The organism is bacterium, assembly GCA_035945995.1.
Lineage (GTDB): Bacteria > Sysuimicrobiota > Sysuimicrobiia > Sysuimicrobiales > Segetimicrobiaceae > DASSJF01.
Map to the genome: position 1 here is coordinate 1 of DASYZR010000097.1, position 21,979 is coordinate 21,979.

A 21,979-nucleotide genomic window follows, 5' to 3' on the forward strand; every position below is an offset into this window, starting at 1 on the left:
CGCCGGCGGCGCCCGCGCCATCCCGCCTACCCCCCGCGGCCGCCGCGGGGGCGGCCGGGAGCGCGGCGCAGTCCCGGGAAGGGCTTCGGCTTACGCCGCTCGTCCGGCGCCTCGCCGAGGAACACGGCCTGGGGCCGGAGGATCTCGTGCAGGTTCCCGGCACGGGCGCGGGCGGACGCATCACCCGGGACGACGTGTTGCGCCATCTCGAAGCCCGCGGGAGCGCCACGGGAACCGCGGCCCCGGCCGGGGCTCCACCGCGCATCCCGCCGGCGGCGCCGCCGCGTCCCGCGGCAGGCGACGGCGCCGCGCGCACGACGGCGCCGGGCGACGAGCTGCGTCCGCTGTCCGCGCTGCGCAGGACCATCGCCGAGCGAATGGCGCGCAGCAAGCGCGAGATCCCGCATGCGTATGGCGTCGTCGAGGTGGACGTCACGGCGATCGTGCGGCACCGGGATGCGCACAAGACGGCGTGGCGTGTCCGCGAGGGCATCAACATCACGCTGACCGCGTTCGTCATTCGAGCCGTGAGCCGCGCGCTGCGCGACATCGCCGTCGTGAACTCGACGTTCACCCCGGACGGGGTGCTGTGCCGGCACGCCATCAACGTGGGGATCGGGGTCGCGATCCCGGAAGGGCTCATTGTGCCGGTGATCAAGGATGCCGACCAGAAGAGCGTCGCCGGCATCGCGCGCGACCTCGAAGCCCTCTCCGTGCGCGCGCGCGCCGGGAAGCTCACGCTCGACGACGTCTCCGGCGGGACTTTCACCATCACCAATCCCGGCGTCTTCGGATCGGTGTTCTCCATGCCGGTGATCAACCATCCGCAGGCGGCGATTCTGTCCACGGACGCCGTGATCCGCCGGCCCGTCGTCGTCGGCGACGGCATCGCCATCCGGGAGATCATGCACGTGGGGCTCGGCTTCGATCACCGGGCGTTCGACGGGGCGGTGGCGATGCAGTTCCTCAACCACCTCAAGCGGCAGCTCGAAGCGTTCTCGCCGGTCGGGGATTCCCCGGAGTTCTGAGATGGCGGCCGAGCGGCGTCCGGAGTGGCTCAAGGTCAGGCTGCCCACCGGTCCGAATTTCCGGGACCTCGTGGGCGTCATGCGGACGCAGGCGCTGCACACGGTCTGTGAAGAGGCGCGGTGCCCCAACATCGGGGACTGCTGGGAGCGGCGGACGGCCACGTTCCTGATCCTCGGCAACGTGTGCACGCGCCACTGCGCCTACTGCGCGATTGCGCACGGCCTGCCGACCGAGCTCGACGCCGGCGAGCCGGCGCGCGTGGCCGAGGCCGTCGCCGCGATGGGCCTTCGGCACGTCGTCGTCACCTCGGTGGACCGCGACGATCTCCGCGACGGCGGCGCCGGGATGTTCGCCCAGACGATCCGCCTGGTGCGCGCCCGGGCGTCCCGGTGCTCCGTGGAAGTGCTGATTCCGGATTTCAAAGGCGACCCCGCCGCGCTCGACGCCGTGCTCGACGCCGAACCGGATATCCTCAACCACAACATCGAGACGGTCGCCCGGCTTTTCCCCGCCGTGCGGAACGGCGGACGCTACCGGCGCTCGCTCGAGGTGCTGGCGCGGGCCAAAGCGCGCGGTACCAGGTGGCTGACCAAGAGCGGGATGATGGTCGGGCTCGGCGAGACGCGGGACGAGATCGTCGCAACGATGCGCGACCTGCGGAAGGCCGGGTGCGACATTCTTACGGTCGGCCAGTACCTGAGCCCGGGGAAAGACTATGTCCCGATCGCGCGGTACTACCACCCCGACGAGTTCGCGTCGCTCAAGGCCGAGGGGCTGACCCAGGGCTTCCGGCATGTCGAATCCGGACCCCTCGTCCGCAGCAGCTATCACGCGGACGAGCAGGCGGTCGCCGCCGCAGCGACGTAGCGGCGGGCAACCCTGTCCGGTTAGGCCGGGGCCGAAACCGGGGCCGGGGTCTTCTGCTTGTGGACGTCCTGGCTGCTGCTATGTCCCGGGAAGACGCTCGCCTTCGGATTGATGTACTGCGCGGCGTTGTTGACCGCCGTCGCGGCCTCGCCGAAGCCCGTGGCAATGAGCTTCACCTTGCCGGGATACACCACGATGTCACCGGCGCCGTAGACGCCGGCCAGGTTGGTTTCCATCCGTGTGTTGACGCGGATGCTGTCGTGCTCAAGTTCGAGCCCCCAGTCCTGGATCGGGCCGAGCGTGCTGAGAAAGCCCAGCGAGGCGATGGCCGCGTCGACCGGGATCGTTTCGTCGGCGTTGGTCTTGTTGTTGTAAATGACCGCCCGCTCGAGCCGGTCCTGCCCTTCCAGACGGCGCAGCTCGTAGAACACCTTGACGTCGACGGCGGAGTGAAGCATTTTCTGCACGGAGTCTTCATGCGCCCGAAACCCGTCGCGCCGGTGGATCAGCGTGACCGAGCGGGCCACGCCGTTGAGGCCGTTCGCCCAGTCGACCGCGGAATCGCCGCCGCCGATGATGAGCACCCGTTTGCCCGCGAAATCCTGGAAGCGCTTCACGAAGTAGTAGAGCCCCCGCCCGTCGAACGAGTCGATCTCGGGCTTCTTGAACGTCTTGGGATGAAAGGCGCCGATGCCGGCGGTGATGATCAGGACCTTGGTCGCGTGGGTCGCCCGCGCCGTCGTCAGGCGCAGCGTGCCGTCCGCAGCGCGCTCCAGCTTCTCCACGGTCTCGCCCGTGCAGATCGCGGGCGAGTACTGGCCTGCCTGCTCGACAAGGTTGTCGACCAGCTCCCGCCCGACGATGCGGGGGAATCCCGCCACGTCGTAGATCGGCTTCTCGGGATAGAGGGCCGTGACCTGACCGCCGAGCGCGTCGAGGCTCTCGACGATCTTGGTACGCAGCGTGCGGAATCCGGCGTAGTACGCGGCAAAGAGTCCGGCCGGACCGCCGCCGATGATCGTCACGTCAAAAAGGTCGCCGTCTGCGCTCATTCCCTGCACTCCTCGCCTGTCGGGCCTCAACTCCCGCCTGCCGGGGCCCCACACCACCGCGCCATTATAGCACCGCACCGGCAACGCGCAATCGACCCGGCAGCGGGTCCGCGCATCGGGTCCCGACCCGACTCCGCCCGGGCCTGCCCCGACCTCTGGTCGGGGGAAGCGCCGTCGCCGCCCCGGCGTTTGCCCTTCGCGAGGGCGAACGGGCGGACGGCGGTCCGCACCTGAGACGGGCCCCCGGGTTTCTTGACAGTCCCCCGGGGAGGGCCTATCGTAAACGAATGTACCCGAAGTGATGGAGGGATAGCACGGTGGCGACCAACGTGACGGAGCGGCAGGCGCCGCTGCTGACCGACCGGCAGCTCGAACGGTACGGCCGGCAGATCATCCTCGAGGAGATGGGCCTCGAGGGTCAAACGAGACTGCTCCGCTCCAAGGTCCTCATCATCGGCGCCGGCGGCTTGGGGTCGCCCGTGGCCCTCTACCTCGCGGCGGCCGGCGTCGGCACCCTCGGCATCGTCGACGGCGACCGGGTCGATCTCAGCAACCTGCACCGGCAGATCCTGCACCCGACGCCGGCGCTCGGCCAGCCCAAGACGGATTCGGCGCGGCGGACGCTCGGCGGCTTGAACCCGGACGTCACCGTCGTACCCTATCAGACGGTGCTCACCAGCGCCAACGCGCTCGACATCATCCGGGACTACGACGTCGTCGTGAACGGCAGCGACAATTTCCCGACGCGCTACCTCGTGAACGACGCCTGCGTGCTGCTCGGCAAACCGCTCGTCGACGCGAGCATCTTGAAGTGGGAAGGGCAGGCCACCACGTTCGTGCCCGGGCACGGCTGCTACCGGTGCCTCTTCCCGACACCGCCTCCGCCGGGGATGGTCCCGAGCTGCGCGGAGGGCGGGATTCTCGGCGCCCTGTGCGGCCACGTCGGCTCGCGCCAGGCGCTCGAGGTGCTCAAGCTGCTCCTCGGGGTCGGCGAGACCCTCACCAACCGGCTGCTGATCTTCGACGCCCTGGAGGGCGAGACGCGCGTCGTGCGGTGGAGCCGGAACCCCGACTGCCCGGTCTGCGGCGACGCGCCGACGATCACCGCGCTGATCGACTACGAACAATTCTGCGGGATGCCGGCACACGATCGCGCCGCGGTTCAGCCGATCCCGGAGATCACGCCGGTCGACGCCCACGCCATGCTCGCCCGCGGCGGCGTGCAGTTGGTCGACGTGCGCGAGCCCTGGGAGTACGAGGACGCGCATATCGCGGGCGGCTGCCTCATCCCGCTCGGACAGGTGCCCGCGCGGCTCGACGAGATCGATCCCGCCGCCCCGGCGATCATCTACTGCCGGTCGGGCGCGCGAAGCGGCCGGGCGGTGGGCCTCCTGCGCGACCGGGGCTACGACAAAGCCGTGAACCTCAAGGGCGGCATCCTCGCCTGGATCAACGCGCAGTTGCCGACGGAGTGATCGGACAGTCGCGCTACGCGCCCATCACCTGCGCGTGGACGCGGCGGGTCTGCGGGCCGTCCAGCTCGCAGAACAGGATCCGCTGCCACGTGCCGAGGACGAGCCGGCCCTGCTCGATCGGGATCTGGACCGTCCGGCTGAGAAGCATCGCCGCCAGGTGGCTCCAGGCGTTCGCGCGGTTGCAATCGGAAAACGCGGGGTCGTTGTGCCGGTAGGCGCCGTCCTCCGGCACCAACCGGCGGAGGAAGTCCCGCATGTCGTGCAGCAGCGCGTCCTGCGCCTCGTTGATGAAGAGCGCCGTCGTCGTGTGCAGGCTGTGCAGCAGGACGGTTCCCTGCGTGACCTCGTCCAGGCCGGGCAGGGCCGCCACCTGTTCCGTGAGGTCCAGGATCCCGACGCGGCCGATCGTGGGGACGGTCAGGGTGCTGGCGACGATCTTGAGCGGTGCGAGCGTCCGTGTGGCGCCGGAGATGTCCACCCATCGCCTCCGAAGGCCGCCCACCCGCGGCCGGCTTGTTCGATGCGAGCCGAGTGTATCATTGCCGGTGCGGTTTGACAAACCAAACCGGCCGCCCGTAGAATAGTATGAATCGGGTGGCAAGACAACCGGACCACCAGGGACGGCCGGCGGGCCGCGCCCGGGCCGCGCCGAAGTCGAGCAGCGTTCAGGAGGCAGCCGGCTCTATGATCACGATCACCGACCGGGCCGTGACGAAGGTAAAGGAACTGCTGGCCGAACAGAACGATCCGAAGCTCGCCCTCCGGGTGTTCATCACCCAGGGCGGATGCGACGGGTACTCCTACGGCATGACCTTCGACGACGCGCAGGACGCGGAGGACCAGGTCTTCGAACGCGGCGGCGTGCGGGTGCTCGTCGACAAGATGAGCTCCCGCATGCTCGCGGGGTCGGAGATCGACTACGTGAGTTCGGTGACGGCGCAGGGATTTGCGATTCGCAACCCCAACGCGGTCTCGACCTGCGGCTGCGGGCATTCGTTCCATACCCGCGAGGAGGCCGGCGCGCCGGAAGAGTGCGGCGAGAAGAGCGAGGCGAACGCCTGATGGACCCGGCGACGGCTCAACCCACCGCCGACCTCGAGCTCAGCGCACGCGTCCAGGACGTGCTGGATCAGATCCGCCCGCACGTCCAGGCCGACGGGGGCGACATCGAGCTCGTCGACATCACGAACGGCGTGGTGCAGATCCGCCTCGCCGGGTCGTGCGTCGGCTGCATGTACTCGATGATGACGCTCCAGGCCGGCGTCGAGCGGATGCTCAAAGAGCGCGTGCCGGAGATCAAGGCGGTCGAAGCCGTCCCGTTGTAAGAACGCGGTCGTCGGCCGCGCACCGGCCTGCGCGCGTCCGGCGTCCGGCGTCGGCGTCCGAGAGGAACCCTGAGCCTCTCGTGGAACCCACGGGAGGCTTTTCATTTGCGTCAACGGCGCGATGACGTGCGGAGTTGCCGGTGCGGGTCGAGTACACCGAAGAGCAGCGTCTGATCCACCGGACGGTGCGCGAGTTCGCGGCCCGGGATCTGCGGCCGCACGCGCGGCGCTGGGACGCCGAGAACGCGTTCCCCCTCGAGCTCGTGCCCAAGATCGCGTCGCTCGGATTGTGGGGCATGACCGTGCCGGCGGACGACGGCGGATCGGGCCTCGATCCGGTGGGGACGGCGCTCGCGATCGAGGCGCTGGCGTGGGGCGACGGCGGCATCGCGCTGAGCGTGGCCGCCCACAACTCGCTCTGCGCCGGCCACATCGTGCGGTTCGGGTCGCCGGCGCAGCGCGCGGCGTACCTGCCGAGGCTCGCGTCCGGCGAGCTCCTCGGGGGGTGGTGCCTCACGGAGCCGGGGGCCGGCAGCGACGCCGCGGCCCTCGCGACACGCGCCGAACGGCGCGGGGACCGGTGGATTCTCGACGGCACCAAGGTCTTCGTCACGCAGGGCGGCATCGCCGGCGTCTACGTCGTGATGGCGCGGACCGGCCCCCCCAATGGGGGGCGGCGCGGCATTTCCGCGTTCATCGTCGAGCGCGGGACGCCCGGGCTGCGGACCGGCAAGCACGAGGACAAGCTCGGCATGCGGTCGAGCGACACGACGGAAGTGATCTTTGAGGAGTGCGCCGTCCTCGAGGCGCAGATGCTCGGGACGTCCGGAGACGGCTTCGCGCAGGCCATGCAGGTCCTGGAAGGCGGCCGCGTCGGGATCGGGGCGCTCGCGCTCGGCCTCGGCCGCGCGGCGCTCGACGCGTCGATCGAGTACGCGGCCGGCCGCCGGGCGTTCGGACAGCCGATCGGCGAGTTCCAGGCGATCCAGTGGATGATCGCCGACACCGCGACCGAACTCGACGCGGCGGAGCTGCTGGTCATGGACGCGGCGTCCCGCGCCGGCCGGGGCGAGTCCTACCGGCTCGCGGGCTCGATGGCCAAGCTGTACGCGTCGGAGGCGGCGTCCCGGGCCGCGGCCCGCGCCGTCCAGATCCACGGCGGGTACGGGTTCACGAAGGACTATCCGGTCGAGCGTATCTACCGGGACGTGAAGTTGTGCGAGATCGGCGAGGGCACGTCCGAGGTGCAGCGGATGATTATCGCACGCGAGACACTGGCATGACGGGGTGGAGGTGCACCGGGTGAAGACGACGGTCGTGGGCAGTTACCCGAAGATTCCCGACCCCCCGGCGCCGGGGCGCTGGCGCACGAGCGTCGAGAAGCTCCAGCGCGGCGAGATCACGCGCGAGGACCTGCGCCGGATCGAAGACGAGGTCACGGCCGAGGTGCTGGCGGAACAGGCCGACGCCGGCCTGGATCTCGTCACCGATGGGCAGATTCGCTGGGAGGACGGGTTCACGTACTTCGCTCGGGGGCTTGCGGGCTTCACGATCAACGGGCTGCAGCGGTACTTCGACACAAACGTCTACTACCGGCAGCCGGTCGCGGCCGGTGAGATCGGGTGGCGCGGGCCGATCACGGTGGCCGACTACCAGTTCGCCGCGTCGCACAGCGCGCGGCCGGTCAAGCCCGTGGTGACGGGGCCCTTCACGCTCGCCGTCCTGAGCAAGGACGAGTTCTACGGGACGCTCGATCAGTTCGTGATGGCGCTGGCCGCCGCCCTCAACAAGGAACTGCGCGCCCTCGCCGCCGCGGGCGCGACGGTGATCCAGGTGGACGAACCCGGACTGCTCGCCCGGCGGGACCAGTTTCCGCTGTTCCGGCGCGCGTCGGAGGCGCTGTGGGACGGGGTGACCGCCACCCGCGCCCTCTACACCTACTTCGGGCACCTCGACGGCCTGTACCCGGCGATCCTGGATCTGCCGGTCGACGTCCTGGGGGTGGATTTCGTCGCTGCGCCCCGCAACTGGGAGATCCTCGGCCGGGCGCGGTTCACGAAGACGCTCGGCGCCGGCGTACTGGACGCCCGGAACACCCGGCTCGAGCCGCCGGAGGAAGTGGCGGCGCAGTGCCGCAAGGCGGCGGCGATCGTCCCGGCGGACGGTCTCGTGATCGGTCCGAGCGCGGGGCTGGAGTTCCTGCCCCGCCGCGTCGCCCGCCGCAAACTCGAGGCGCTGGTCGCCGGTGTGCGCCTCGCCGGAGGTGCCGCATGACCCCCGCCGCCACGCCCACGGCCGTCGCCACGCTCCTGCCCACGACGACGGTCGGGAGCTTTCCGAAGCCGCCGTATTTGCTCGAGGCGCGCCGCAAAGTCTCGCGCAGGCAGATGGACGCGCAGGCACTCGCATCGCTCGAGCGGCAGGCCACCGAGGAATGGATCCGCCGTCAGGAAGAGCTCGACATCGACATCCTCGTCGACGGCGAGATGTACCGTGGCGACATGGTGGCGTTCTTCGCCGACCACATGGACGGCTTCGAGATCGCCGGCCTCGTGCGGTCGTACGGCAACCGCTACTATCCGAAGCCCGTGGTCGTGCGGCCGGTCGGCCGGCGCGGGCCGCTGACCGTCGACTGGTTCCGTCTCGCTCAGGGGCTCACGCCCCGGCCGGTCAAAGGAATGCTGACCGGTCCGTACACGATCGCGGAGTGGTCCTTCAACGAGTACTATCCGTCGCGGCGGGAACTCGTGATGGAGCTCGCGCGGGCGATCCATGACGAAGCCGTCGACCTCGAGCGCGCCGGGGCCCGGTACATCCAGATCGACGAGCCGGCCATTCACACGCGGCCCGAAGAGGACTTCGAGCTCGCCGTCGAGGCGATGGAGATCGTCACCCGCGGGCTCCGCGCCTACACCGTCACGCACGTCTGTTACGGCGACGTCCCGAAGATCTATCCGGCGATGCTGCGCCTGGCGGTGGACCAGATCGACCTGGCGCTCAAGAACGACGACTTCGCGCTGCTCGACACGTTCCGCTCGCCGCAGTTCACCAAGGACATCGGTCTCGGCGTGCTGGATGCGCACAGCCACCGGCCCGAGACGCCGGACGAGATCATCGACGGCATTCGGCGGACGCTCGACGTCATCCCGGCGGCGCAGATCTACGTGTCGCCCGACTGCGGCCTCAAGACGCGGACGGCCGACGAAACGGTCGCCAAGCTCGCCGCGATGGTGGAGGGGACGCGCCGAATGCGGAAGGAGCTGGCGGCATAGCGCCGCCCGTTCCACCGCTCGTCGTCGTCGTGGAGGCGCAGCGGCTCATCCGCGCCTCCCGCGAGCACGTCTTTGCCCATGTGGCGCACCCCGAACACCTGCCGCGATACGGGGCGCCGCTCTGGCTTTCCGCGGACGTCGAGGACCGGCGCGGCGGCGAGCCCCTCCTCGCGCTCCGGGGCTACTTTGCCGGCCTGCCCGTTGAGGCCGTGGTCCGCACGGCCGCGCGCGCCCCGCACAGCATCGAAATCGTCCAGGTGCGTGGCACGTTGCGCAGCCTGTCCCTGCGGCTCACGGCCGAACAGTCCGACGACGGGACCGTGCTGCGCTGCCGCGTGGACGTCGATGCCGGCATCCCGATGCTGTCGGACGAGGCCGCGCGGCACTTTTTGGTCCAGCACGTCGAGCGGATGCTTGACCGGCTGCGACTCGCCGCGGAGCGGCGTCCGCCCCAGCGGCGGCCGGTGCGGCCTTCGGCGAAGGCGGCCGAGGCGGCGGACGGTACCCCCGAGGGGGGCGATGCGGCGCCCGACGAGATCCCATCGGGCCCGGACGCGGTCCCGCCGGACGGCGGTCCCCAGGAAGCCCCCGCGGACGCGACGGCGTTCTCGCCCGAAGCCGTTCGGGCCCGCCGCCCATCGTCGTTCTCCCGGGCACGCGCTCCGAAGGCGGCGGCTCGCCAAATCGCCACCCCGCCCCCGGTCGGGGGTCAGGCGGAGGCCGCCACACCCGGTTCTCCGGGATCGGGGCGCCGCCGGCGCCGCCGGCGGCGCCGGGGCCGCGGCACCTCCGGGCGGGGTGATGCGGGCGCCGGTGCAACTCCGGACGGTGCGCCGGACGCGTAACGCCCCGATCATGCGATTTCTTACGATATTTACGGCTATCATTGCTTGACAGTGCCCCGTCCCGAGACTATGCTCGTGTAGGCAGTGAGAATTGTTCTCACCGGCCGGTCGGTGCGCGCCGACGCGCAGCAAGTTCCGGCCGCCGTCCCCGGCGTGAGCATGGGCATGTGGAGCGACCGAGGCCGCGCGGTCGGCGGCTCTCGCGCGTGGTGACGCGTGAGGTGCGAGGAGGCGTGGAATGGCGGCACGTTCGATCGCGGTGACGCGCGAGCAGGTGCTCGACGCGCTGCGGGACGTCATGGATCCGGAGCTCCACAAGAGCATCGTGGAGCTCAACATGGTCAAGGAGATCGCGATTCGCGACGGCGCGGTCCGGGTCGACGCGCTGCTGACGATCAGCGGCTGTCCCCTTCGGGAGACGATCACCGAGTCGATCCGTGAGAAGGTCCGCGCCCTGCCCGGCGTCGACACGGTGGACGTCCAGCTCGGCGTGATGACGCAAGAGCAGCGCCAAGGCCTGATGGCGCAGCTGCGCCCCGGTCCGCAGCGGCAGTCCCCGCTGCTGTCGCCCACGTCCGCGACCCGCATCCTCACCGTCGCCAGCGGCAAGGGCGGGGTGGGCAAGTCCACCGTGACGACGAACCTCGCCGTGGCGCTGGCACGGCGCGGACGCACCGTCGGCATCGTCGACGCCGACGTCTACGGGTTCAGCATCCCGAAGATGCTCGGGGTGAGCGGCAAGCCGACGATGATCGACCAGATGATGATCCCGCTGGAGCGTTGGGGCGTGCGCGTGATCTCGATCGGCTTCCTGGTGGACGAGAACGAAGCGGTGATGTGGCGCGGCCCCATGCTGCACAAGGCGATCACGACGTTCCTCGGCGAGGTGTACTGGGGCGACGTGGACGACCTGCTGATCGATCTGCCGCCGGGGACCGGCGACGTGTCGCTCACCATCGCGCAAACCCTGCCGCGCGCGGAGATGCTGATCATCACGACGCCGCAGGAGACGGCGACCGGGGTGGCCTACCGCGCCGGCCGCATGGCGGAGAAGGTCAACACGCCCGTCGTCGGGGTCGTGGAGAACATGTCCTACTACCTGCCGGCGCCGGGGGCGGAGCCGGTCTACATCTTCGGGAAGGGCGGAGGCGAGCGGCTGGCCGGCCTGGTGCAGGCCCCGCTCCTCGGGCAGATCCCGCTCGATCCGGCGATCCGCGAGGCGGGAGACCGCGGCCGGCCGGTCACGGCGGTGGCACCCGACGCCGCGTCGGCGCGGGTGTTCTACGAGATCGCCGACGCGTTGCTGCGCGACTGATGGCCGGAGCAGACCGCGCCGTTGAGCCCGGCGGGAGCGGTTCGGATGACGCCGACGCCGGCCGGGTTGCGATGACGCCGGCAGAGGTCAACGCCGAAATCGAGCAGCATGTCCGTCCGCAGACATTTCCGCTCGGCATCCGGATGCTGCGTCCCGGTGAGGCCCTGCCCGAGAAGGTGCGCCGGCCCTCGGACCTCGGCATCAAGGTGGCGATCTGCCAGACCTTCTCGATCGCGCGCCGCTACGGCTGGACGCTCGGCGTGGGACGAGACGACCTCAGCTGCCCGCTCGCGAAGACGGCCTTCGGCTTCGAGCCGGTCCTTCCGTACTATGCCGAGGGGAACCTCGCGTGCGGCATGTACGTGGAAACTCCGGAGGCGGCCGTGCGGACGGAAGCCGCGGTGCCGAAGTTCGCGCTCGGCGAGTACGAGCGGATCCTGATCGGGCCGCTCGGCCGGGCGGCGTTTGAGCCGGCGGTCGGCCTCGTCTACGGCAACTCCGCGCAGGTCATGCGCCTGGTCGCGGCGGCCCTCTACCGGCGGGGCGGCCGGCTGCAGAGCAGCTTCTCGGCGCGGCTCGACTGTGCCGACGCGGTGATCGAGACGATGCACAGCGGCGAGCCGCAGGTGATCCTGCCCTGCTACGGCGACCGCATCTACGGACAGACCGAGGACCATGAGATGGCATTTGCATTTCCCTGGGCGCGCGCCGGGGAATTGGTGGCCGGCCTGCGCGGCACGCAGCGGGGCGGCATCCGCTACCCCATTCCGGCGTATCTGCGGTACACCGGCGAGTTCCCGGAGAAGTATCGCCGGCTCGACGCGATGTGGGACTCCAGCGAGGAGCGAAAGTGAGGGGGCCGACCGGTCCGGGCCGTTCCACCAGAACGGCGCGCCGGGGCGGGACGCCCGACCTTCAACGGGGGTGACCGAGCGTGGCTAAGTTCGTCAACGATCTGTCGATCCGGCTCGCCGGGGAGGCCGGCCAGGGCGTCGAATCCGGGGGGGCCGGGTTCGCCCAGGCCCTCAGTCACGGCGGGCTGTGGCTGCATACGTATCCGGAGTACATGTCCCGCATCCGCGGCGGCCTGAACTTCTTCCAGATCCGCGTCGCCGAGCAGCCCCTCTGGAGCCATCACGAGGGCGTCCACGTCCTCCTGGCGTTCAGCCCCGAAGCGATCACCGACTACGGGCCGCACGTCGTCCGCGGCGGCGCGCTGCTGTTCGACGAGGGCCTGAAGGTCGACACGGAGGCGGTCGCCCGAGGCGGGGCGCAGCCGTTCAGCATGCCGCTCTCCAAGGTCGCGCAGGAGGTCGGCGGGAACAAGATCATGGCCAACACCTGCGGCCTGGGAGCGCTCGCCGGCATCGTCGAGTACCCGTTCGAGTTCATCGCCGACGTGATCAAGAAAAACTTCAAGCGCAAGGGCGACGCGGTCGTCGAGGGCAACCTCAAGGTCGCCCAGGAAGGGTACCGGCTCGCGAGCGAGCGGTACGCCAAGTCCTTCGACTGGAAGATCAAACCGCTGGCCGAGCGTCCGGACCGGATGTTGATCAACGGCAACCAGGCGCTGGCTGTCGGCAGCATCGCCGCCGGCTGCCGGTTCATCTCCGGCTATCCGATGACGCCGGCAAGCTCGGTGCTCGAGTTCATGGCGTCGCACGCACGCAAGTACGACATCGTCGTGAAGCAGACCGAGGACGAGATCGCGGCGATCTGCTTCGCGATCGGGGCCGGCAACGTCGGCGCACGGTCCATGACCGCGACGAGCGGCGGCGGGTTCGCGCTCATGACGGAGGCGCTCGGGCTCGCCGGCATGGCGGAAGTCCCGGTGGTGATCGTGGAGGCGCAGCGGCCCGGCCCGTCGACCGGCATGCCGACCAAGACCGAGCAGGGGGACCTCCTGTTCGCGCTGTTCGCCGGCCAGGGCGAGTTCCCGCGGATCGTGCTCGCGCCCGGCACGCAGGAAGAATGCTTCCAGGCCGCGGCGCGGGCGTTCAACCTGGCGGAGAAGTGGCAGTGCCCCGTGATCGTGATGACGGAATTCTACCTGACCAACTCCATGCGCACGCTGCCCTCGTCGGAGTTCCCAATCGAACGCGTGACCATCGACCGCGGCGAGGTCCTCACGGCGGAGCAGCTGGAGCGGCTCGGCGAGCCGTACCTGCGCTACAAGGACACGCCGAGCGGGGTGTCGCCGCGCGCGTTCGCCGGGCATCCCAAGGCGCTGCAGCAGACGTGCAGCGACGAGCACGACGAGTACGGCCACTTCGAGGACGAGGACGCGGCCAACCGGCTCCGGATGGCCGGCAAGCGCATGCGCAAATTCCACAACATCGTCGAGGACCTGCGGGCGCCGGCGATCTACGGGCCGGAGCGGGCGGAGATTACACTGATGGGATGGGGCGCCGCCTACGGCGCGATGCGCGAAGCGGTCGACCTGCTCAACGCGCAGGGCCGGCGCGCGAACCTGCTGCACTTCGTCGACATCTGGCCGTTCCCGGAGGCCAAGGCGACGCCGCTGATCGAGGCGGCGCGCCAGCTCGTCGCAGTGGAAGGCAACCAGACCGGGCAGTTCGCGCAGCTCGTCCGGGCCATGACCGGCCGCCGCGCCGACCGGATGATCCTGCGCTGGGACGGCCGGCCGCTGTCGGCGGAGTACATTCTGGCGAAGCTCGAGGAGGCCAAAGTCCATGCTTGATCAGAAGCTCTACAACAGCCCGATTAAAGTGACGTGGTGCCCCGGCTGCGGGGACTACGGCATTCTCAACGCGGTGAAGAGCGCGCTCGCGCAGCTCGAGATCCATCCGCACGAGGTGATGTTCTTCTCCGGCATCGGGTGCGGCAGCAAGCTGCCGGACTACCTGAACGCCAACGCGTTTACGACGATTCACGGCCGGGCCCTCCCGATCGCCATGGGCGCCAAGCTGGGCAACCACGACCTGCACGTGATCTGCGTCACCGGCGACGGGGACGGCTACGGGATCGGCGGCAACCACTTCATGAACATCCTGCGCCGCAACCCCGATATCGTGCACATCGCCGAGAACAACATGGTCTACGGGCTGACAAAGGGCCAGTACGCGCCGACGAGCCCGCGGGGCTTCCAGACCAGCACGACGCCCGAGGGCAGCATCGAGGTCGCGTTCAACCCGCTCTCCACCGCGATCAACGGCGGTGCGACCTTCGTCGCGCGCGGGTTCTCCGGGGATCCCAAGCACCTCGCCAAGCTGATCATGGCGGCGATTCACCACAAGGGCTACGCGCTCGTGGACGTCCTGCAGCCGTGCGTCATCTACAACAAGATCAACACCTACGACTTCTACCGGGAGCGCGTGTACAAGCTCGACGAGTCCGGACACGATGTGGCTGATCGCACGGCGGCGTGGCAGAAGGCGCACGAGTGGGGGGACAAGATCCCGATCGGGATCCTGTACCAGACGCAGGGCGAGCCCACGTACGAAGACCAGGTGACGGAGCTGAAGGCCGGCCCGGTCGCCAAGCGCACGCTGGCGCCGCTCACGGCGGCGCAGGCCGATGCGCTGCGCCGGGAGTTCTTCTAGAGGCACGGGAGGTGGCGGTCGCGTCATCGACACATCCGGTCGCGTCCAACAAGGCCGGGGCGCGCACGGCCGCGATCGCCGGGCCTGACCGTCCCGCCCCCCGGCTGAACCGGGGCAGGCGGGGCCCGGGCCGGCCCGGGACCGTGGCCGCGAACCTGCGCGTCCTCGAGCGGCAGGGCTACCGGGCGACCCCGCAGCGGCGCGCGATCCTCACGAGCCTGCTCGGCACGGGGCGCATCAACGTGCCGGCGGAAGACGTCTGCCGGCGCGCCCGCGCGCTGTGTCCTACCGTCAACCTCGCCACGACGTACCGGACGCTCGAGCTCCTGGGCCGCCTCGGAATCGTGCGGCGGCTCACCTACGGGGACGGGCGGGCCGTGTTCTGCGCGAACCCGCGGCCGCACTACCACGGTACGTGCCTGCGCTGCGGGGCGGTCGTGGATCTCCCCCGAGGGCGCGTGGCGGAGGTGCTCGAGCGCGAGCAATCCGAACTGACCGATCCCACCTTCGGGGTGGTCAGCCACCGGATCGAGTTCTACGGATACTGCGCGTCCTGTCGCGGCGCGGTGGACGGCGGGCAGGCGGGCCGCAGCTGATGCGTGGCCGGCGCATTGAAGCGACGCTCGGCGTGTCCATGCGGCGTCCACGCGTTCGCATCCGGCGGGGCGGCGCCGTCGCCGCGTGCGCGGCCGTCCTGCTCGGGGTAGCCGGCTGGGCCGTGTTGCCGCCCGGTGCGCCGGCCGCCCGGCCTGCCGAAGCGGCGGCGGTATTCCCCGCGCTCCAGGGGCCGCTCAACGTGAGCGCCGACGAGGTCGCCGTCGACAATGCCGGGACCGCACTGACCGCCCGCGGGCACGTGCGCCTCACGTACGCCGCGGGGGTGGCCACCGCGAACTTCCTGCGCCTCCGGCGCGCTGATCGGACCGCGGAGCTCACCGGCAACGTCACGATCACCGACCCGAAGGGCCGCGCCACCGGCGACGACATCACCGTCGTCTTCACCGCGGGCAACCAGATCAGCCGGATCGCGATGGACGGCGGCGCGGGGGCCGAAACCCAGGACTACGCGCTTCAGGCCGACCACATTCTGGCCGACCGCGCCGTGGGCCGGTTGACGGCGAACGGCCACGTCACGCTGTTTACGGCGCCGGACCTGATCGTCAACGGCGACAAGGCGGTCTACAACCAAGGCGCGCACTACGGCATCGTGAGCGGCCACGTCAGCGCGTCGAACCGCGCGGGGCGGATGCTCGGCCAGTGGGTCGAGTTCTTCCAGCGAAAGCAGCAGGCGGTCGTTCACGGGCCCGTCACCGCCGAGGTCTACGGCGCGACGATCACCGGGGCGGTGGCGCACCTTGACTTTGTCAAATCGAGCGCCGTCTTCACCGGCCATGTCCTCGTGACGCGCCGCCAGGGCACCCTGACCGCGGATCGGGTGACGATTCTCTACGCCGTGCGCCGGCTCATCGCCGAGGGCACCACCCACGCCCATTTCACCGACCTCGAGGGCGGCGGCGCTCCTTAAGGCGGCTTCCCTCGCCACCCCCGTGCGCAGAAGTCCCTGGCGCGCGGCCGGTCGCTGGGTCGTCGCCGTGGCCGCCGCCGCGGCGGTGTTCGAGGCGGTGGACGCGCTCAGCGCGGGTTCCGGATCCTCCCTCAACGGTCCGGCCACCGGCATCGCCGGCCAGATCGTGTTGTGGCTGCCTGTGGCGTCTCCCGGCCTCGCCGGGCTGGTCGCGGCCTGGATCGCGCCGCCCGGGGCGGGCGCCGGCCTGGCCGCCGCGGCCGCCGCGGTCTGGGCGCGGATGGGCGCGGACCGTCTGATCGGGGCGCTTCACAGCGCGCAGTTGCCGCCCGAGACGGGCGTCGTCCTCGTCCTCGCGTTCGGCGTGCCGTGGACGCTCACGGCGCTGCTTGGCGGTCTACTCGTGATCGCGGGCCGGGTGCTCGCGCGGGCGAGTCGACCTCCCCGACGGAGTTGAGGCCGGCTACGGCTCCTCGCCGCGCGTGATGTAGTTGTAGAGCGTGCGGTCGCGGTAGGCGAGGTTGAACTGCACGGCCGCGTCACGGCTGCGCCCGGTGCGGTAGTAGGCCGAGCCGAGCATGTAGTGGAGCACGCTGTTGCTCGGATCCAGCCGGACCGCCTCCTCCCATTGGGCGAGGGTGTTCTTCCCGTCGTTGTGCGTCGAGTACACGTAGCCGAGGTAGCCGTGGTTCATCGCGTTGCGCGGTTCCTGCCGCGTGATCTCAAGCAGCTCCCGAAACGTCGTCTGGTGATCGCCGGCGACCCACGACGCGAAGGCGAGCGAATAGCGCGCCAGGAGATCTTGAGGGTTCTTGCGCACGGCGCCCGCCGAGTCCTGAATGATCCGGTGCTCCAGGGCCGGCCGGCCCGCTTCGCCGCCGACCGCCCGGTCGATTTGCTTGAAGACGTGCCAGCCGTCGATCAACATCCCCTCGTGCGCGTACACCATCGCGAGCCGAAACGACGTCTCGGGGTCAGGGTGCTGCGCCGCCTGGGCCTTCAGCCCGGGAATCAGCCCGCGCCAGCTCGAGCCGGCCTGCTGGGCGTGCGCGATCGAGCCCGGAGCCGCGACGAGAGCGCTTAGGAATCCGAGCGCGAGCGAGGCGGCCGCAAGGGCGGATACGAACCGGCGTCGAGTCGGGGTTGTAGGCATCATCGCGTCCTCCTGGCTGCGAACGTTGGTCAATACGTCGCCGGTGTGCTAGCGGTTCGGCCGTTCGCTTCCGACCCAGGCCGCGCCGCCTTCCCACACTTCTTTTTTCCAAATTGGGACCGTGCGCTTCAACGTATCGATGGCGTACCGGCCGGCCTCGAACGCCGCCGCGCGGTGGGGCGCGGAGACGGCGACCGCGACGCTCGGCTCGCCGACTCCGAGGCGGCCGGTTCGGTGCGCCAGGGCGACGCGCGTCACCGGCCAGCGTTCCGCGATCGTCGCCGCAATGTTCTCCATCTCGCGGCGCGCGAGCGCCTCATACGCCTCGTAGATCAGGTGGTCCACGCGGCGGCCGTGCGCGTTGTCCCGCACGACGCCGAGGAACAGCACGACCGCGCCGGCCCGCGAGTCGGCCACGGCGCTGAGCATGCGGTCCGTCGAGATCGGCCGCTCCGTGAGGTCGACGGCCGTCGAACGTTCGACCGTAGCACGCTCCCGGTCGGTCGCGGATTCGGCGCCGCCGCTGACCGGGGGGATCAACGCCACTTCGCCCGCTCCCTTCAAGGAGCGGTTGCCGCCGACGTATTCGTCGTCGACGGCGTACCCGGCCGGCGGCGGCAACGTCCCGAGCGCCGGATAGCGGGCGACGAGGGCGCTCCACAACGCCGCGCCGTCGGCGTCGTCGCCGACGGGAACGTCGACCTGCGACGCTCCGACGGCCTCGCGATACGAGGCGAATAGCCGCACTTTGAGGTTCACAGTGTCGATTGTAGCACACGCGGCGCGAGCCGCCGGTCGCAGGGAACCCCTCGCCCGCGGCGGAACTCCGGCGGCGGGCGGCGCGTTAAGATAAGACGGACGTCCGGGACGGAATCGGACGCGAAGGGGACGACAGGCATGTTGCACATCCGACGGTTTACCATCGTTGCGGTCGTAGCGGTGTTCGCGATCGCGGGCGCGTTCCCGGTGGCCGGCCCGATGCCGGCCGCCAACGCGGCGCTCTTCAGTGTGAGCGAGCAACAGGAGATCCAAATCGGCCGCGAGGTCGAGCGCCAGCTGGCGCAGAAGCCGGGGTTCGTCGACGATCCGGGCCTGACCCGGTACCTCAGCGACATCGGCCACCGCCTGGCGGCCGTGTCCGAGCGCCCGAATCTGCCCTGGACCTACCACATTTTGCGGGACGACAGCGTCAACGCCATCGCCGCGCCGGGTGGCTTCATTTTTGCGACCCGCGGACTGTTCGGGTTCGTCAAGTCGCAAGACGAGCTCGGCTTTGTCATCGGCCACGAGACGACCCACGTCGCCCATCGCCATGCCGTCGACCTCGCCCAGCGCGACATGGAAGTGCAGTTCGGCGCGGCGATTCTCACGCAGCTCGTGTTCGGCGGCAATTACTCGGCCTACATCCTGAGCCAGGTCGGCCGCCAGATGATCGACGCGAAGTTCTCGCGCGACAAGGAATTCGAGGCCGATCATTACGGCGTCATCTTCGCGCGAAAGGCCGGATTCGATCCGACACAATCGCTCGCGTTCTTCGACCGCCTGCGGAAACAGGAAAAGACCCAGCCGGGACTGACGCACGCTTTTGAAAATCACCCCGACACGCCGGCCCGCATCGCGGCGGTGTGCACCGAACTTGGCGGGATGGGGTATCACGTCGCCTGCCCGGTTGCGCCGGCCGCGGCCGGGCCGGTCACGCCACGTCCCGCCGCGCCGGCGCCGGGATTCCCGCCGGCGAACTCGACGGCGGCGCCGTCGCCCGCCAACCCGAGCCTGGACGATAATCGGTAGCCGGGGGGATCCCCGGCACGCGGCCCGAATCTCCCCCGGCGTGAGTCGCGTCCGGATCGGGGACCCGTATGCCGCGCCGGGCGCCTACCGCAAAGCTCAACTGCACTGCCACACCACGCGCTCCGACGGCCGGGATCCGCCGCGGGCCGTGCTCGAGCGCTACCGCGCCGCGGGCTACACGTTCGTGGTATTCACCGACCACAATCGTGTCACGGCCTGCGACGACCTGAACGGCGACACCTTCCTTGCGCTGCCCGGCGTCGAAACCACGATTCCGCGGCCGTTCCGGCCGCTCGGCCCGCACATGGGCCGGCTCGGCGCTCCCGGGTCCCTTGCGCCGCGAAACGCCCAGGCGTGCGTCGACGCGACCGTCGCCGCGGGCGGGGTCGTGTCGCTCCACCACCCCACGTGGACCGGCAACTTCGGGACCGGCCGATGGTCGCTCGACGAGATGCTGACCCTTCGAGGCTACCATCTCATCGAAATCAGCAACCACCACAGCGCCACCGCCGCGGACGTGCGGTGCTGGGCCGCGGTGCTCCGGCATCGTGGACCGGGAGCCGCGGTCGGCGCGGTGGCGGCCGATGATCTGCACCGGCTCCGGGATCTCGACACCGGGTGGATCATGGTCAAGACCGCGTCGGTCGCCGCGGCCGCGTTGCTCGCCGCCCTGCGGTCGCTGGCCTTCTACGCGTCCACGGGCCCGGCGGCCGAGTTCGGCGTGCGGGACGGGACGATCACGGTCGAGACGGACGCGTCGATGGTCCGGTTCTTCGACGCCGCCGGCGCGCTGCGGGCGGAGCAGCCGGGCTCCACGGCGTCGTACGAACCCGCCGGCGACGAGCAGTTTGTCAGAGTCGAATGCCTCGGGCGCCGGCCGACCGGGAATCGGGCCCCCGCCACGGCCTGGTCGCAGGCGTTTTGGATCGCCAGAGCAGAGGCGCGAGGGTAAACCGACGCCGGTGCCGGCGCGGCCTAACGGCGTCTGCGTCGGCGCGCGGCGCGCGGCCGGACCGGGGGCAGGGACGCCGGCGCACCGAGGCTCAGGCGCGGCAGTCGTGCGCCGGCCGCCATCAGGAGGTAGCTCGTCAGCATGTGGTTGACGGCGAGGTGCGCGTCCTCGACCACCTGATAGTCGTCGCTGGGGATCACGATCGGATGATCGGCCAGCGCGCGCACCGTCCCGCCGTCGCCGCCGAGCAGCGCGACGACAGCGGCGCCCGCCGTGCGCGCCGCGTGTGCCGCCGCCACGATGTTGGGCGAGCGGCCGCTGACCGACAGCAGGACCACCGCGTCGCCCGGCCGGGCGAGTGTCGTCACCTGCTGCGCAAACGCCCGCTCGTAGGCGTCGTCGTTGGCCCAGGCGGTCAGCGTGCCGGCGGCGTCGCTCAAGGCGACGGTCCGCATCCGCACGGCGCCCGGGCGCGGCGGCCGGCCCAGTGAGGATTTGCCGAGGTCGACGGCCATGTGGGAGGCGTTGGCGGCGCTGCCGCCGTTGCCGGCGATGAGGACGAGGCCGCCGGCCCGCGCGACCTGCCGGAGGCGCTCCGCCGCGGCAATCACGCGGGACGTGTCCACCGCGGCGAGCGCCGCGCGGAGGCGAAAGACGTGATCATCCATCGCCGCCCGCGCGGCGGCGGCCGGCACCACCGCCTGGATGTCGACGGCGATCGGACGGCGGCCGGCGCCGCGCGGGCGCGGTCTACTCCTCGACATAGATGATCCGGCTCCCGAACGGCTCCAGGCGCACCGGCACCGGCCGCAGGTCCGGCAGACGCGCGAGGATCGCCGCGTGATCGCGCGGCGATGCGAAGAGCAGGAGGAAGCCCCCGCCGCCGGCGCCGACGAGTTTCCCGCCAATCGCGCCGGCTGCGCGCGCCCGCGCGTACCATTCGTCGATCTGCGGGGTCGAGATGCCGGAGGCCAGTCCTCGCTTGATCGTCCACCCGGCGTCGAGGATCTCGCCGACGGCGTCGAGCCGCCGGTCGAGAATCGCCGCGCGCAGGTCGAGCGCCAGGTCTCGCAGCCGCCGCGCGTCGTCGAGCGCCGCCGTGCCCTCCTCGAAGCCGCGCTGCTGTTCGGCGAGAATCGTATCGGCGCGCCGGGTGAGGCCGGTGTAGAGCAGGAGCAGATGCTCCTCGAGGTCGCGCCGAAACTCCCCGCCCGGAAGGAGCGGCTCGACGAGCACGCCGTCCGGCTCGAACCGGATGAACTGAAACCCTCCGTACGCCGCGATGTACTGATCCTGCCGGCCGATCGGCCGGCCGAGACGGTCCAGTTCGATCGCGCAGGCCTCTTCGGCGAGCCGCCTGGCACCCACGTGCCGGCCGGCATAGGCGTGCAGCGCGTGCAACAGGCCGACGGTGTACGTGCTGGAGGAGCCGAGGCCCGTGCCGCGGGACGGGATGTCCGAGATCGATGTGATCTCGATCCCGCCGCCGATCCCGGTCATCCGGAGGGCCTCGCGAATCAGTTCGTGCTTCAGGTCCTCCACGCGGTCGACCATCTCGGTGATGGAGTAGCTCGCCCGGATCCGCTCGTCGAATTTCCTGTTGACCGTGATGTACATGTACTTGTCGATCGCCGTCGCGACGACGGCGCCCGACGCCCCCCGGTACACGGCGGGAAAGTCGGAGCCGCCGCCGGCGAAGCTGATGCGAAGCGGCGTGCGCGTAATGATCACGGCGCATCACTTTCGGCCCGTTGCCTGCCGCTCCTTTCACCACGCATCGGCCGGCGCGATTTGCTCCTCTCGTGGAGCCTGCCG

The 21,979-nt window shown here is 70.5% G+C and carries 24 protein-coding genes; 18 read left to right on the forward strand and 6 right to left on the reverse strand.

Translation table 11 applies throughout. The features are described from left to right. Window positions 1-1,028: dihydrolipoamide acetyltransferase family protein (locus tag VGZ23_10230; GenBank protein HEV2357969.1), on the forward strand; the 1,028-nt coding region annotated here is incomplete at its 5' end. Window position 1,029: 1 nt separating this feature from the next. Continuing rightward, complete coding sequence (lipA, locus tag VGZ23_10235) at window positions 1,030-1,896, forward strand: lipoyl synthase (GenBank protein ID HEV2357970.1); 867 nt, start codon at window positions 1,030-1,032, stop codon at window positions 1,894-1,896. A 20-nt stretch (window positions 1,897-1,916) separates the two neighbouring features. On the opposite strand, the gene VGZ23_10240 is transcribed toward lipA, so the two are convergent. Continuing rightward, window positions 1,917-2,948 (reverse strand): NAD(P)/FAD-dependent oxidoreductase, encoded by a 1,032-nt coding sequence (locus VGZ23_10240; protein HEV2357971.1) that lies wholly within the window; start codon window positions 2,946-2,948, stop codon window positions 1,917-1,919. A gap of 317 nt (window positions 2,949-3,265) precedes the next feature. On the opposite strand from VGZ23_10240, the gene moeB reads away from it, so the two are divergent. Then, window positions 3,266-4,423: a molybdopterin-synthase adenylyltransferase MoeB gene (moeB, locus tag VGZ23_10245; GenBank protein HEV2357972.1), complete on the forward strand. Its 1,158-nt coding sequence runs from the start codon at window positions 3,266-3,268 to the stop codon at window positions 4,421-4,423. A 13-nt stretch (window positions 4,424-4,436) separates the two neighbouring features. Here the strand turns inward: moeB and VGZ23_10250 are convergent, their stop codons facing one another. Continuing rightward, window positions 4,437-4,901: a secondary thiamine-phosphate synthase enzyme YjbQ gene (locus VGZ23_10250; protein ID HEV2357973.1), complete on the reverse strand. Its 465-nt coding sequence runs from the start codon at window positions 4,899-4,901 to the stop codon at window positions 4,437-4,439. 206 nt (window positions 4,902-5,107) lie between these two features. On the opposite strand from VGZ23_10250, the gene erpA reads away from it, so the two are divergent. The 13 genes from erpA to VGZ23_10315 all read left to right on the forward strand — a co-directional run bounded on the left by erpA (window position 5,108) and on the right by VGZ23_10315 (window position 16,725). Next, entirely contained in the window at window positions 5,108-5,485 is a 378-nt protein-coding gene (gene erpA, locus VGZ23_10255) for an iron-sulfur cluster insertion protein ErpA (GenBank protein ID HEV2357974.1), read from the forward strand. Continuing rightward, window positions 5,485-5,748 carry a NifU family protein gene (locus tag VGZ23_10260; GenBank protein HEV2357975.1) on the forward strand — a complete coding sequence of 88 codons (264 nt, stop codon included), beginning with the start codon at window positions 5,485-5,487 and terminating at the stop codon, window positions 5,746-5,748. Before erpA ends, VGZ23_10260 begins: the two co-directional genes overlap by 1 nt. 140 nt (window positions 5,749-5,888) lie before the next feature. Next, window positions 5,889-7,031 (forward strand): acyl-CoA dehydrogenase family protein, encoded by a 1,143-nt coding sequence (locus VGZ23_10265; GenBank protein ID HEV2357976.1) that lies wholly within the window; start codon window positions 5,889-5,891, stop codon window positions 7,029-7,031. Between the two features lie 19 nt (window positions 7,032-7,050). Next, window positions 7,051-8,022: a methylcobamide--CoM methyltransferase gene (locus VGZ23_10270; protein HEV2357977.1), complete on the forward strand. Its 972-nt coding sequence runs from the start codon at window positions 7,051-7,053 to the stop codon at window positions 8,020-8,022. Next, window positions 8,019-9,020, forward strand: coding sequence for a methionine synthase (locus tag VGZ23_10275; GenBank protein ID HEV2357978.1), 1,002 nt, complete (start codon window positions 8,019-8,021; stop codon window positions 9,018-9,020). Before VGZ23_10270 ends, VGZ23_10275 begins: the two co-directional genes overlap by 4 nt. A 29-nt stretch (window positions 9,021-9,049) precedes the next feature. Next, window positions 9,050-9,865: an SRPBCC family protein gene (locus VGZ23_10280; GenBank protein HEV2357979.1), complete on the forward strand. Its 816-nt coding sequence runs from the start codon at window positions 9,050-9,052 to the stop codon at window positions 9,863-9,865. Window positions 9,866-10,103: 238 nt separating this feature from the next. Further along, entirely contained in the window at window positions 10,104-11,180 is a 1,077-nt protein-coding gene (locus tag VGZ23_10285; protein HEV2357980.1) for an Mrp/NBP35 family ATP-binding protein, read from the forward strand. Window positions 11,181-11,251: 71 nt separating this feature from the next. After that, the gene (locus tag VGZ23_10290) at window positions 11,252-12,034 is read left to right on the forward strand and encodes a DUF169 domain-containing protein (protein HEV2357981.1); all 783 of its coding nucleotides are present in this window, start codon (window positions 11,252-11,254) and stop codon (window positions 12,032-12,034) included. 80 nt (window positions 12,035-12,114) lie between these two features. Then, window positions 12,115-13,881 carry a 2-oxoacid:acceptor oxidoreductase subunit alpha gene (locus VGZ23_10295; protein ID HEV2357982.1) on the forward strand — a complete coding sequence of 589 codons (1,767 nt, stop codon included), beginning with the start codon at window positions 12,115-12,117 and terminating at the stop codon, window positions 13,879-13,881. Continuing rightward, complete coding sequence (locus tag VGZ23_10300) at window positions 13,874-14,743, forward strand: 2-oxoacid:ferredoxin oxidoreductase subunit beta (GenBank protein HEV2357983.1); 870 nt, start codon at window positions 13,874-13,876, stop codon at window positions 14,741-14,743. The genes VGZ23_10295 and VGZ23_10300 overlap by 8 nt, the downstream gene beginning before the upstream one ends. A gap of 11 nt (window positions 14,744-14,754) precedes the next feature. Further along, window positions 14,755-15,339: a Fur family transcriptional regulator gene (locus VGZ23_10305; GenBank protein HEV2357984.1), complete on the forward strand. Its 585-nt coding sequence runs from the start codon at window positions 14,755-14,757 to the stop codon at window positions 15,337-15,339. Next, window positions 15,339-16,268, forward strand: coding sequence for an LptA/OstA family protein (locus VGZ23_10310; GenBank protein HEV2357985.1), 930 nt, complete (start codon window positions 15,339-15,341; stop codon window positions 16,266-16,268). Before VGZ23_10305 ends, VGZ23_10310 begins: the two co-directional genes overlap by 1 nt. A gap of 67 nt (window positions 16,269-16,335) precedes the next feature. Continuing rightward, window positions 16,336-16,725, forward strand: coding sequence for a hypothetical protein (locus VGZ23_10315; protein HEV2357986.1), 390 nt, complete (start codon window positions 16,336-16,338; stop codon window positions 16,723-16,725). Between the two features lie 6 nt (window positions 16,726-16,731). Here VGZ23_10315 and VGZ23_10320 read toward each other — a convergent pair whose 3' ends face one another. Both VGZ23_10320 and VGZ23_10325 read right to left on the reverse strand, forming a co-directional pair. Beyond that, on the reverse strand, window positions 16,732-17,421 hold the full coding sequence (locus VGZ23_10320; protein HEV2357987.1) for a hypothetical protein: 690 nt from the start codon (window positions 17,419-17,421) through the stop codon (window positions 16,732-16,734). Window positions 17,422-17,469: 48 nt separating this feature from the next. After that, a complete protein-coding gene (locus tag VGZ23_10325) occupies window positions 17,470-18,180 on the reverse strand; it encodes a molybdenum cofactor biosynthesis protein MoaE (protein HEV2357988.1) in 711 nt (236 codons plus the stop codon). A gap of 138 nt (window positions 18,181-18,318) precedes the next feature. Between VGZ23_10325 and VGZ23_10330 the strand changes: the two genes are divergently transcribed. Both VGZ23_10330 and VGZ23_10335 read left to right on the forward strand, forming a co-directional pair. Next, complete coding sequence (locus tag VGZ23_10330) at window positions 18,319-19,212, forward strand: M48 family metalloprotease (protein HEV2357989.1); 894 nt, start codon at window positions 18,319-18,321, stop codon at window positions 19,210-19,212. A gap of 40 nt (window positions 19,213-19,252) precedes the next feature. Next, window positions 19,253-20,164: a hypothetical protein gene (locus VGZ23_10335; protein HEV2357990.1), complete on the forward strand. Its 912-nt coding sequence runs from the start codon at window positions 19,253-19,255 to the stop codon at window positions 20,162-20,164. A gap of 23 nt (window positions 20,165-20,187) precedes the next feature. Here the strand turns inward: VGZ23_10335 and VGZ23_10340 are convergent, their stop codons facing one another. Both VGZ23_10340 and VGZ23_10345 read right to left on the reverse strand, forming a co-directional pair. Next, window positions 20,188-20,928, reverse strand: a complete 741-nt coding sequence (locus VGZ23_10340; protein ID HEV2357991.1) for an SIS domain-containing protein — start codon at window positions 20,926-20,928, stop codon at window positions 20,188-20,190. After that, a complete protein-coding gene (locus VGZ23_10345; protein ID HEV2357992.1) occupies window positions 20,915-21,895 on the reverse strand; it encodes a GHMP kinase in 981 nt (326 codons plus the stop codon). The genes VGZ23_10340 and VGZ23_10345 overlap by 14 nt, the downstream gene beginning before the upstream one ends. Window positions 21,896-21,979: the final 84 nt, after the last annotated feature.

Coding starts and splice junctions, on each gene's coding strand:
- VGZ23_10275 (HEV2357978.1), top strand. CDS start 8,019: ATGACCCCCGCCGCCACGCCCACGGCCGTCGCCACGCTCCTGCCCACG.
- VGZ23_10330 (HEV2357989.1), top strand. CDS start 18,319: ATGTTGCACATCCGACGGTTTACCATCGTTGCGGTCGTAGCGGTGTTC.
- VGZ23_10320 (HEV2357987.1), bottom strand. CDS start 17,421: ATGCCTACAACCCCGACTCGACGCCGGTTCGTATCCGCCCTTGCGGCC.
- VGZ23_10260 (HEV2357975.1), top strand. CDS start 5,485: ATGGACCCGGCGACGGCTCAACCCACCGCCGACCTCGAGCTCAGCGCA.
- VGZ23_10340 (HEV2357991.1), bottom strand. CDS start 20,928: ATGTCGAGGAGTAGACCGCGCCCGCGCGGCGCCGGCCGCCGTCCGATC.
- lipA (HEV2357970.1), top strand. CDS start 1,030: ATGGCGGCCGAGCGGCGTCCGGAGTGGCTCAAGGTCAGGCTGCCCACC.
- VGZ23_10290 (HEV2357981.1), top strand. CDS start 11,252: ATGACGCCGGCAGAGGTCAACGCCGAAATCGAGCAGCATGTCCGTCCG.
- VGZ23_10285 (HEV2357980.1), top strand. CDS start 10,104: ATGGCGGCACGTTCGATCGCGGTGACGCGCGAGCAGGTGCTCGACGCG.
- VGZ23_10300 (HEV2357983.1), top strand. CDS start 13,874: ATGCTTGATCAGAAGCTCTACAACAGCCCGATTAAAGTGACGTGGTGC.
- VGZ23_10310 (HEV2357985.1), top strand. CDS start 15,339: ATGCGTGGCCGGCGCATTGAAGCGACGCTCGGCGTGTCCATGCGGCGT.
- VGZ23_10240 (HEV2357971.1), bottom strand. CDS start 2,948: ATGAGCGCAGACGGCGACCTTTTTGACGTGACGATCATCGGCGGCGGT.
- erpA (HEV2357974.1), top strand. CDS start 5,108: ATGATCACGATCACCGACCGGGCCGTGACGAAGGTAAAGGAACTGCTG.